Source organism: Proteiniborus sp. (genome assembly GCF_040308045.1).
In the GTDB taxonomy this organism is placed as follows: domain Bacteria; phylum Bacillota; class Clostridia; order Tissierellales; family Proteiniboraceae; genus Proteiniborus.
The window spans coordinates 25,757-37,068 of the sequence record NZ_JAWRHZ010000001.1 but is presented as its reverse complement, the minus strand read 5'-3'; the positions used below and the strand labels follow the sequence as shown (position 1 = coordinate 37,068).

Below are 11,312 nucleotides of genomic sequence, written 5' to 3'. Positions count from 1 at the left end.
ACCAACATGAGATTAAGACACTAGGCGAAGATAAGGACATATTAAATGAAAAGCAAAACAAAACCTTATTTAGACAGAAAAAGATTAAAAGCTTAATAGACCAATATAGCTATTTTGAAGGAATAGAAAGTGAAGAAATAGAACAGCTTGTAGTCTATTTTAATATTATGGAACAGAAAAAGCAGGACTTAGAGCAAATATATAATAAGCTAGCAAGCAAAACAGGAGATAAAGTAGATTTTAATTATCAAAATATTAATGAAAGGCTTTATAGATATGAAGAACTAGAGGATGAGAAAAACAAACTACTATATGATAACCAGAATAATAGTATAATATTTTTAAATACCAGAATGGATGAAAAACAAAGAAGCATCAAAAAAATGAGCTTAATAAAAGTTCTTTCTGCTTTTGGAACTCTATTATGCTTAATTCTTGGTTTTATTGTATCTAAATCCATGTATTTTATTTCAGCTCTTCCTCTAGTATTTCTAATTTACTCATTCTTTTCATCAAGAGAATTAAAAAAATATATTAATGAATTGAAAGTACAAATATCAGATATTGATGAAAAGGAAAGGCAAAGAAAAATAAGAATCGATGAAATAGAAAAAGATATGATAGATATACTTGCTTCATATAACTGTAGCTCAAAGGCTGAATTAAGAAAATTAGCTAATGATATAGCACAGAAAAATTATGCTGCAAATGAGGTAATGGAACTTAAGAACAAGAAAAACGGTCTAATTGAAGAAATACAGATGTTAGAGGATAATATTAGAAGATACCTTATTCTAATAAAGGAAGACCTTGTTTCTATGGAGAATATCAGAAAGCTAAAAGGTGAGTACTCTAAGTATTTAGGACAAAGGAAGCAAGCAATAGAAATAGAAATTGAGATAAATGGTTTAACTAAAGAAATTAATGATGTTGAGTTAAAACAAAAAGATATAAAAAATAATATTAAAAATCTTTTCGAAAAAAACGAAGTAAACAGTATTGACGCTTTCAAAGAAGGGTTAGAAAGAAAGAAGAATTATGAAAGGTCTCTACAGCTATTAGAAAGCAAAAAGAGTTTGCTCAATAATATACTTGGAGAAAACAATATAGATTTTTTAAAGAAAAAATCTCAAGACTTTGCTGAAACAATAGGACAAGATATAAAAGCGCTAGATAAAGAAGAACTAATAGCTAATTTAAAGGAAATAAATGATATAATATTAGAAACAAAAAATGAACTTACCAGATTTGAGGAAAAAGTTAGAATTCTAAGTTCTTCAACTGTAGAGTTAGTACAAATAGAAGAGGAATTGATAAGAAAAAATAGCATTAAAGATGAATTTGAGAAAGCTTTGTCATCTTTAGAACTTGCTAAAAAAACTATTGATAAAATATCTAGGAATATCCAAAGAGATTTTGCTCCTAGGCTTAATAACGAAGTAGGGAAAATAATAAATAAAGTAACCGTTGGCAAATATAGCGAGGTAAAGATAACTGAGAGTCTAGATATAAAAGTTGTGGAGCCTAGTAATAATAAAATAGTTGATGTTGAAAAACTAAGTGGAGGAACTATAGACCAGTTATATTTTGCAATGAGATTTGGAATTATTGATATAATAAAGGAGGAGAATAATCTACCACTTATATTAGATGATTGCTTTGTGCAATATGACTATGACAGACTTGTGAATATTCTAGAATTTTTATCTAAGGAAAGCCTAAATAGACAGATAATATTATTTACATGTCATAATAGAGAAAAAGAAATACTTCGAAATAAAGGCATAGAATATAACTTAGTTAATATATAATAGTATTGATTAATGTAACACATTAACTAGTAGAGATCTGTAAAAATAGTACTTTAGGAGTTAATGTTAAGCATTAACATGAACATTGGGGGTGATATAATGGCTGTATATGGAATAGCAGATCTTCATCTAGATTCATCAGGTGATAAGCCTATGGATATTTTTGGTGAAAACTGGGTAAATCATCAAGAGAAAATATTTGATAATTGGGAAAAGAATATAACAGAAGATGATTTAGTTCTAATAGCTGGAGATATTTCTTGGGCATTAAGATTATCAGAGGCATATATTGATTTAAGAAAAATAGATGAACTCCCAGGACAGAAGGTCATAAGTAGAGGAAACCATGATTATTGGTGGTCAACAAAATCAAAGCTTGAGGAGCAGGACCTTAAAACTATTCATTTTTTACATAATGATAGCTTTATATATAATTCCATTGCCATATGTGGTGCACGGGGATGGGCTGCCAAAGATAGTGATGAGTTCGATTCACATGATGAAAAAATATTTTCTCGTGAAATAAATAGACTTGATTTATCTCTTTCTTCTATTGAAGACAATGCATTAGAGAAAATAGTAATGATCCATTATCCGCCTTTTAATGTGGAAAATAAATTTCCAAATGAATTCGTAGACATAATGCTTAAACATAATGTAACTAAATGTGTATATGGACACCTTCATGGAGATGGTCATAAGTTTGCAGTTGAAGGAAATATAAAAGGAATTGACTTTCATTGTATTTCCAGTGATTACATTAAATTCATTCCCAAGAAGATAAATTGATAGAAAAAATAGAAACTCACTATGAAGAATCCCCTACATTTGCTAGGGGATTGTTTGTATACTTTTGCCACATTAATCAGTAACAAAATAGAACCAACAAATAGGAAAAATTGTGGTATTATATTGTTAACAAGATTATCCGTAAATTCTTACCACATTACTATTTGTGATAGAGGTGTAGAAATGAGCAGCATTCCTAATGAAAGATGTCGTGAAATCATTGAAATACTCATTAATCGAGAAGAACCTATTATTATAGATGAAATAGCACACATGCTAAATGTGTCAAATAAAACTGTTAGAAATGACTTGAAAACAATAGATGAATTTTTAAACAATAAAGGAATCGGGAATGTAGTTAAAAAACCAAGAGTTGGAGTATGGATTGAAATAGAGCCTAAAGGAAAATGTTTTCTTGACGATGTGTTAGATACAAATACTCGATATATACAACCATTTTCAGTTGAAAAAAGAAGGCTTTATATTGCGAAAAGACTTCTTAAAGCAAATGGATTTATTACTACAATGCAGCTTGCAGAGGAACTATATATTAGCCGTGTAACTATTCACAAGGATTTAAAAGAAATAGAAGAAATATTATCAAAATATGATCTGAAACTTGCTAGAAAGAAGGGTTTAGGAATAGCAATTAAAGGTAATGAAATAAGTTACAGAAAAGCAATGTCAGATTTATTAAAAACTCTAAACAACAGCATCCAAGAACTAGGAGTTGATTCCGATATTAAAGCATTACATTTTGATTCGAGAATTACCTATGAGAGTCAAACCCTGTTGAAAGAGCTGCTACCCAACATAGATATTACTCTAATTGAAGATATATTAAATGAAGCTGAAAGTAAAATGTTTTTCATATTTACAGATGAATCCTTTAACAGTCTAGCCATTCACATTGCCATAAGCTTAAATAGAATTACTACGAACATGTCAGTCCAAATGGAGAATAGTGTATTAGATAATCTTAAAAAACACAATAAATATGATTTATCAAGATGGATTTGCCGAAGGCTTGAGGATGTACTTTCCATTAGCATACCCGAAAACGAAGTTGCGTATATTTCTACTCATGTTATAGGCTCTAAAATAAGACAAAGACTTAATGAAGACAAGGATAAGGTTTTATCCAATATAGAACCAGAGATTATAGCCCTTACTAGGGAGATAATAGCTTTGGCAGGAAATATATTGTCAGTAGACTTTAGTAATGATGAAAAGCTACTATTAGGGCTATCACTACATCTTCAACCTACTATATACAGACTTAAATATGGTCATAGTATTAGAAATCCATTACTAGAAGACATTAAAAAGAATTATCCTAACGTATTTGGAGCTTCGTGGGCAACAAGCATTTTATTTGAAAAACATTTTAACGTAAAAGTAAACGAAGAGGAAATAGGATATATAGCTATACACTTAGGAGCTGCTTTGGAAAGAAATAAAAATAGCATAAAAGCTTTAATTGTTTGTGGAAGTGGTATAGGAACAGCTCATTTAGTAGCTATTAGGCTAAAGAAAGCTTTTAACGACATAGAGATAGTAGATATCACTAATATTCAGGAGTATAAAAATAAGGATAAAAAAACCTACGATTTTGTAATAACTACTGTACCAATACAGGAAAGTACTAAACCAGTTGTTAAAGTTAAGGCACTTGTATCAGAAAGAGATATCGATGAAATAAAAATAATTATGAAAAAAATAGAGGTTTCAAAAGCATCAAATAAAAAATAAAGGGGATGTAAGAAATGTACAGTTTAGATGTAATGCTAAAAAATGAAACAGGTCTTCATGCAAGACCAGCAAGTCAATTTGTTTTCACATCATCTAAGTTTAAATCTCATATTGTAGTTATCAAAGACGGGAAAGAATTTAATGCAAAAAGTATTATGGGAGTACTAAGCATGGGAGCAAGCAAAGGAACTATACTGACAATTAAGGCAGAGGGAGAAGACGAAAAAGAAGCAGTTGAAGCATTGAAGGCATTAGTAGACAGTAACTTTGGAGAATAGGAGGATTTTTGTGATAGGGATAGGTGTATCACCTGGAATTGGAATAGGGAAGGCTATAGTGAAAAAGGAATCGATAATAAAAGTTGAGAAAAAATTCGTAGACAATCCTGAAAAGGAAATTTCTAAGCTTAACGAAGCAAGGGAAAAAGGAAAAGAGCAAATAGAAGCATTATATCATCATGCTGTTAACACTATAGGGAAGAAAGAGGCTGGTATATTTAGAGCCCATAGAATGATACTAGAAGATCCAGACTTTTTTGGACAAATAGAAAATAAAATAAGAGAAGAAAAATTTAATGCAGAATGGGCGATATCAGAGGTCACGAATTTTTTTATTGAGATGTTTGAAGCTATGGAAGACGAATACATGAAAGAAAGAGCAGCTGATATCAAGGATGTAACAGGAAGGCTTGTAAGAATAATACTCGGAGTAGAGGAAACAGACCTGAGCAATTTGTCTGAAGAAGTAATAATAGTAGCCGAAGACTTAACACCATCAGATACAGCTCAAATGGATAGAAATAAGGTCTTAGGTTTTATAACTGAAATAGGTGGCAAAACAGCACATTCTGCAATAATGGCAAGAACTTTAGAAATACCTGCTGTAGTTGGTATGGAAAGAGCCACTGAACTTATCTCGGATGGAGATTATGTAATACTAGACGGCGACGCTGGAATTGTCATAATTAATCCAGATAAAAAAGTTGTTGAAGAATATAATAGAAAAAAAGAGGATTTTATTGGATTTAAGAAGAAACTTGAAAGGGTAAGAGGACAAAGGAGTACAACTAAGGATGGTTTTAATGTTGAAATAGCTGCAAATATAGGTACCCCAAAGGATGTTGAAGGAGTAATAAACAACGATGGTGAAGGAGTAGGTCTCTATAGAACTGAGTTTTTGTATATGGATAGAGATAGATTACCTACTGAAGAGGAGCAGTTTGAAGCCTACAAGGAAGTAGCTATAAGGCTTGATGGTAAACCAATAGTAATAAGAACTCTGGATATTGGTGGAGATAAAGAGCTAGATTATCTTCAGCTTCCAAAGGAAATGAATCCATTTTTAGGTTACAGAGCTATTAGACTATGTCTAGATAGAACAGACATTTTTAAAACACAGCTTAGAGCACTACTTAGAGCAAGTGCATATGGAAATATAAAAATCATGTTTCCTATGATATCTGCTATAGAAGAGTTGAGACAAGCGAAGAGTATATTAGAGGATGTAAAGAAAGAATTAAGAGCTGAAAATATAAAGTTTAAAGAAAATATGGAAGTTGGTATTATGATAGAAATTCCTGCTGCTGCAATAATGTCTGATTTATTTGCAAAAGAAGTAGATTTCTTTAGTATAGGAACAAATGATTTAATACAGTATACAACTGCCGTAGATAGAGGAAACAGGAAGATATCCTATTTATATAATGAGTTTCATCCTGCACTTTTAAGACTAATTAAAACAGTAATAGACAATGGACATAAAGAAGGAATATGGGTAGGAATGTGCGGCGAGGTAGCAGGAAGCCCACAGCTAATTCCAGTACTTATTGGAATGGGATTAGATGAGTTTAGTATGAGTGCAACATCTATGCTAAGAGCTAGATGGATAATAAATAACATTTCAAAAAAAGATATGGAGGGCTTTATTGAAGAAATATTAAAGCTTCCAACTGCTGAAGAAGTAGAGAAATTTATTGATGAAAACATTAATATAGAATAAAATTTATAAAGACAGGTTAAGGAAAAATAGACACTTTTACCTGTCTTTTTCATTGTCCCTAATTAGCACAGTTTTTAAATCAGCATAATTAATATCATTAAGGAAACGTCTTAATTCATCTATTTTTCTTTTACGTATTTTAATAATTACAAAAAACATATAAAATAAGATTAACAGAGTAAATAACACATATAGCATATAAATTCCTCCTTATGCTTATACTTGACAATTTATAATAGAATAATACAATAGCTCGAGTATATAGTTATGTATTAGTGGCAGATAGTAAAAAATTTATTTATAGTTGGAAGGAGATTAAAATGGCAAAGGAAATAGAGGTTAAAGTTTTGGGTATTGATAAAGATGATATTGAACAAAGACTTGAAAAACTCGGCGCAAGGCTGCTAAGCAAAGAATATCAAGTTAACACTCTATATGATTCAGATGATAAGGTAATAGAAAAATTAGGTGATGGATATTTAAGAATAAGAGAAACTAGGAACTTGATTAGTGGAGAATCAGAGATTTTTTTTACATTAAAGAAGAATGTGTCTAGTGAAGGGGCTAGAGAAAATCTAGAAATAGAAACAATGGTGACAGATAAAAGTGCACTTAATAGTATACTTGAACATTTAAATATTAAAGTAATACATGAAGGGACTAAAGAAAGGACTTCATATATATACGAAGATATAAGATTTGATATAGACACTTGGGATCAAGCCACTTATCCATATCCATATTTAGAAATAGAAGTAGCCAAAAAAGAAGATATAAAGAGAGCGGCAGAGCTCTTAGGTTTGAATGATAAAAGTATAACTACAAAATCATTAAGAGAGCTTAGGGCGGAAATTAAACTAGAAGAGATATAAACTTCATATAAAATACACACTCACGGTTTCGAACATGAACAATTCTAAAGCTCATTCTGGTAAAAAATCCTACAACTTGCAAACTCGCTTCGCTCAAACAGTGCAAGTTGCTTAACGGATTTCTCACCTCCATTCGCTAAGAATTGTAATCATGTTCTGCAAATGTTCGTTTAGTATTTTATATGAAGTTTACTTTAATAAGGATTTAGGAGGAATAACCATGAAAAGGTACCTTAGAAATATGAATATGCTATCACCTGAAGAGAACGCTAGTCTCAGCAGTTTTAAGGCTTGTGTAGTTGGCTGTGGGGGACTAGGCGGTTATATAATTGAAATGCTTGCAAGATTAGGAATTGGGCACTTAACTGTAGTAGATGGAGATGTATTTGATGAGACAAATTTAAATAGACAGCTTCTATCAGATATGAACTCATTAGGAAAGCCAAAGGCTATAGTAGCTAGAGATAGAATAAATGTTGTAAATCCTTTAGTCAAAGTAAAGGTTATTAATGGAATGCTAACAGAAGAAAACTGCATAGAAATACTACAAGGACATGACGTAGTGGTTGACGCATTAGATAGTATAGATACTAGGCTACTCATTCAGAAACATGCTGAAGAACTTAATATACCCCTTGTACATGGTGCCATAGCAGGATGGTATGGCCAGGTGACAACTATTTTTCCAGGAGATAGAACTCTAGATTTTCTATATTCCAATAATGATAAAAAAGGTCTAGAAGCAGAGCTTGGCAATCCGTCATTTACCCCTGCCTTAGTAGCATCCATAGAAGTGAGCGAAGTGTTAAAAATTCTAATAAATAGAGGCGATTTATTAAGAAGAAAGCTACTGTCAATCAACACCTTAAATCAAGAATATGAGATAATTAATCTATAAGACTAAATTAATCACCTTTATATTTTAAAGACATAAAATAAATTAATGAATACTTCAACTTTAAGTATAAGGTGGTTATAAGTATGGAAGACAATAGAAACAAAGGCTTGCAGGATTTAGCTATATTAGCCTTACCTATTTTGATTTTTATCTTGATTGAGAAAGGTGGGATTTTTAAGGCAGATACCAATTCCACTAGAAATTATCAAGACAAAGTCAAGATGTTAAAAGAAATAAGCCCATATTTCTTAGAGCAGGACCAACATATCTTAGGTAAGGTGCAGGATATTTTTGAAATACTTAATAGGTTCAACAGAATAATTAATAGTGATTATAATGATAGTGTTAAAGCTCTAAATCGGGATTTACCAATGCTAGACAGAAAAGAAATGATAATATACAAGCTAGCAAATTACTTAGATGATGATAGGAGAAAACTAGCAGAAAGTGTTGTAGAAACAAAGCAAAACATATTTAAGACAAAGGAAAACCTAGAGACATATTCCCAAACAGTATCTACCCAAAATATAGATAAACTCACATCTATGATAAAGCTGGCAAATTCAATAGAACCGCTTATGCCAGACAAAGGAAAAGTACAACTAAAGAAAATTGAAAAAATAATAGATATAATGAAAGCCTCTGATGACCAATTTAAGCCTTATTATTAAACAGAGGCTTTTCTTATTTTTATCAAATTTTTATCAATTGCAGGATTTCAAATATTGTGTGTGGAATAAATAATAAAATAGAAACTAAAGATAATATAAGTAGCTTCGAACTTATATAAGGATTATGAAAATGTACGAGTAGCTTAAAATCTATTCGAAGTCAACTAAGGAGGTTTAGCCTTGGACAAGATAGCAATTATATCAGATATTCATGGAAATATTCCTGCACTAAATGCAGTTCTTGATGATATTAAAGAAAAGAAAATAAAAAAGATTATATGTTTAGGAGATTTAGCAGGCAAGGGACCTAATCCTGCAGAAGTTGTAGATATTATAAGAGCAGAATGCAGTTCTGTGCTTATGGGAAACTGGGATATGATGATAGCTAAAGAAAATGAATTTGAAATGGTGAAATGGGCTAGAGAGAAGCTAGGGGAAGAAAGACTAGACTATATCAGAAATCTGCCCTTTTCAGCAGAATTTTATATTAGTGGAAGACTAACAAGACTTTTTCATGCATCACCACAAGGAGTGTTTAATAGAGTTCATAGCAATAGCTCTTCTGAAAAGCTCTTAGGGCTTTTTGATAACACAGAGAATACAGGGAGTTCTTTTAGTGAGCAAAAACCTGATATTATTGGATATGGAGACATTCACGGGGCATATATTAAGTATTTTGATGATAAAGTAATATTCAATGTTGGCAGTGTAGGTAATCCGCTAGATATGACATTAGCATCCTATGTAATACTTGAAGGTAAATATAATGGAAGAGAAAATAAAGGCTTTCAGATTAATTTTATAAGGGTACCCTATGACGTAGAGTTAGCTATTAAATTAGCAAAAGAGTCGAATATGCCAGAAATAGATGCATATATTAATGAATTAAAAACAGGAAGATATAGAGGGCGAAAATAAAACAAGTATTAATAAAATTTAATATTTGTTTTGCTGATTTTAAAGGAATAAACAAAAAAATCTAGAATATTTTTCCTATTGATGATAAAATCGTTTCTACTTAAATGCAGTAGTGAAATATTTTGAGACTCTTGGCTGTGTGAAAACTGCCACTCTGAGCGAAACGAATGGGTCTCAAATAACTTTAAATACAGATTTTTCACTGAGTTCAGATTAGTGGTCTAGGGTAGTGACGAATTTATTGTAAAGAAAAATTACAAGGAGGTACATATGAGAGATATTAGACTACAAAAACTAGCACATTTAATAATCAACTATTCACTAGCTATAAAAAAAGGTGAATATCTACAAATCGCAGGTAGTGTATCTACAGAACCTTTATTAAAAGAGCTTTATAGAGAAGCTATAAAGGTTGGAGCATACCCTGAGATAACAACTTATCTTGAAGGCATTTCAGAAGTATTATTAAAAGAAGGAAGCGATGACCAGCTTCAATTTGTTTCACCACTTAATAGGACAATAGCTGAAAAATATGATGCTACTATTCATCTACTTGGTGGAGTAAATACAAAGGAACTAGCAGGAGTTGACCCACAAAGAATAGTAGCAAGAAGAAGAGGTTTAAAAGAAATAGTAGACATTAGAAACAAACGTGAAGCTAATGGCGAGTACAGATGGTGTTTAACTCAATTTCCTACTCATTCCGATGCGCAAGAGGGAAATATGTCTCTAGAAGAATATGAAGACTTTGTATTTAAAGCTGGATTAATTGACAAAGATGATCCAACAGCAGAATGGAAGAGAATATCTGAAGAGCAGGAAAAAGTAGTTAAATATCTAGATAAGAAGAAAACACTTCGTATAGTATCTAAGGATACTGATTTAAGAATGAGTATAGAAGATAGAAAGTGGATTAATTGTGATGGAAAGGTTAACTTCCCAGATGGTGAAGTATTTACAGGACCAGTTGAAGATTCTGTAGAAGGACATATTAGATTTAGTTTCCCTGGCATATATGCAGGAAAGGAAATAGAAGACATAAGACTTACATTTGAAAAGGGTAAGGTTGTCAAGGCAGAGGCAGCAAAGGGAGAAGACCTTTTACTTGCTCTATTAGACACTGACGAAGGCTCAAGGACATTGGGGGAAATAGCCATAGGAACAAACTATGGAATCCAACAATTTACTAGAAACATGCTTTTTGATGAAAAAATTGGTGGAACAGTACATGCTGCTGTAGGAGCTGCCTACCCAAGCACAGGTGCTAAAAATGAATCTACAGTCCATTGGGATATGCTTTGCGATATGAGAGATGGAGGGAAGATTTATGCAGATGATGAGCTTTTCTATGAAAACGGTAAATTTTTATTCGATGTAATAGAAAAAGGAATATAGATCTAAATATATGAAATAAATGCAGAGTAGATTTGTATTAGTAGATGAGCATAAGATTTATGGGATCCTTCGCAAAGCTCAGGATGACAATACTGGCGGTAAAACTGATGTAGCTGTCATCCTGAGCAATAGTGAGGGATCTATTTTTGTCTATAAATTTATTTGTTATAAAGAAGGAAAATTCATTCGAGTATCGAAATAAGCTTAT

11 protein-coding genes are annotated in these 11,312 nt (G+C 31.5%); 10 read left to right on the top strand and 1 reads right to left on the bottom strand.

Translation table 11 applies throughout. The features are described 5' to 3' along the window. The 5 genes from ABV008_RS00160 to ptsP form a co-directional block, all read left to right on the top strand. Positions 1 to 1,811, top strand: a 1,811-nt coding sequence (locus ABV008_RS00160) for an ATP-binding protein (protein ID WP_352417794.1), incomplete at its 5' end; no start/stop codon positions are given. Positions 1,812 to 1,910: 99 nt separating this feature from the next. Then, positions 1,911 to 2,600 (top strand): metallophosphoesterase, encoded by a 690-nt coding sequence (locus ABV008_RS00155; protein ID WP_352417793.1) that lies wholly within the window; start codon positions 1,911 to 1,913, stop codon positions 2,598 to 2,600. Positions 2,601 to 2,783: 183 nt separating this feature from the next. Continuing rightward, positions 2,784 to 4,352, top strand: a complete 1,569-nt coding sequence (locus tag ABV008_RS00150; RefSeq protein WP_352417792.1) for a BglG family transcription antiterminator — start codon at positions 2,784 to 2,786, stop codon at positions 4,350 to 4,352. 14 nt (positions 4,353 to 4,366) lie between these two features. Then, on the top strand, positions 4,367 to 4,630 hold the full coding sequence (locus ABV008_RS00145) for an HPr family phosphocarrier protein (RefSeq protein WP_352417791.1): 264 nt from the start codon (positions 4,367 to 4,369) through the stop codon (positions 4,628 to 4,630). A gap of 4 nt (positions 4,631 to 4,634) precedes the next feature. Further along, entirely contained in the window at positions 4,635 to 6,350 is a 1,716-nt protein-coding gene (ptsP, locus tag ABV008_RS00140; protein ID WP_502929721.1) for a phosphoenolpyruvate--protein phosphotransferase, read from the top strand. A 36-nt stretch (positions 6,351 to 6,386) separates the two neighbouring features. Here the strand turns inward: ptsP and ABV008_RS00135 are convergent, their stop codons facing one another. Then, positions 6,387 to 6,548, bottom strand: coding sequence for a hypothetical protein (locus tag ABV008_RS00135; RefSeq protein WP_352417789.1), 162 nt, complete (start codon positions 6,546 to 6,548; stop codon positions 6,387 to 6,389). Between the two features lie 122 nt (positions 6,549 to 6,670). On the opposite strand from ABV008_RS00135, the gene ABV008_RS00130 reads away from it, so the two are divergent. The 5 genes from ABV008_RS00130 (at position 6,671) to ABV008_RS00110 (ending at position 11,104) form a co-directional block, all read left to right on the top strand. Then, on the top strand, positions 6,671 to 7,222 hold the full coding sequence (locus ABV008_RS00130; RefSeq protein ID WP_352417788.1) for a class IV adenylate cyclase: 552 nt from the start codon (positions 6,671 to 6,673) through the stop codon (positions 7,220 to 7,222). Between the two features lie 220 nt (positions 7,223 to 7,442). Next, entirely contained in the window at positions 7,443 to 8,120 is a 678-nt protein-coding gene (locus tag ABV008_RS00125) for a HesA/MoeB/ThiF family protein (protein WP_352417787.1), read from the top strand. A gap of 83 nt (positions 8,121 to 8,203) precedes the next feature. Beyond that, on the top strand, positions 8,204 to 8,791 hold the full coding sequence (locus ABV008_RS00120; RefSeq protein ID WP_352417786.1) for a hypothetical protein: 588 nt from the start codon (positions 8,204 to 8,206) through the stop codon (positions 8,789 to 8,791). A gap of 180 nt (positions 8,792 to 8,971) precedes the next feature. Next, positions 8,972 to 9,709, top strand: a complete 738-nt coding sequence (locus tag ABV008_RS00115; protein WP_352417785.1) for a metallophosphoesterase family protein — start codon at positions 8,972 to 8,974, stop codon at positions 9,707 to 9,709. Between the two features lie 270 nt (positions 9,710 to 9,979). Beyond that, complete coding sequence (locus ABV008_RS00110; protein WP_352417784.1) at positions 9,980 to 11,104, top strand: aminopeptidase; 1,125 nt, start codon at positions 9,980 to 9,982, stop codon at positions 11,102 to 11,104. Positions 11,105 to 11,312: the final 208 nt, after the last annotated feature.

Bases quoted from the DNA above. Each gene is read 5' to 3' on its own strand.
- ABV008_RS00155 (WP_352417793.1), top strand. From the start codon at position 1,911: ATGGCTGTATATGGAATAGCAGATCTTCATCTAGATTCATCAGGTGAT.
- ABV008_RS00150 (WP_352417792.1), top strand. From the start codon at position 2,784: ATGAGCAGCATTCCTAATGAAAGATGTCGTGAAATCATTGAAATACTC.
- ABV008_RS00145 (WP_352417791.1), top strand. From the start codon at position 4,367: ATGTACAGTTTAGATGTAATGCTAAAAAATGAAACAGGTCTTCATGCA.
- ABV008_RS00135 (WP_352417789.1), bottom strand. From the start codon at position 6,548: ATGCTATATGTGTTATTTACTCTGTTAATCTTATTTTATATGTTTTTT.
- ABV008_RS00130 (WP_352417788.1), top strand. From the start codon at position 6,671: ATGGCAAAGGAAATAGAGGTTAAAGTTTTGGGTATTGATAAAGATGAT.
- ABV008_RS00125 (WP_352417787.1), top strand. From the start codon at position 7,443: ATGAAAAGGTACCTTAGAAATATGAATATGCTATCACCTGAAGAGAAC.
- ABV008_RS00120 (WP_352417786.1), top strand. From the start codon at position 8,204: ATGGAAGACAATAGAAACAAAGGCTTGCAGGATTTAGCTATATTAGCC.
- ABV008_RS00110 (WP_352417784.1), top strand. From the start codon at position 9,980: ATGAGAGATATTAGACTACAAAAACTAGCACATTTAATAATCAACTAT.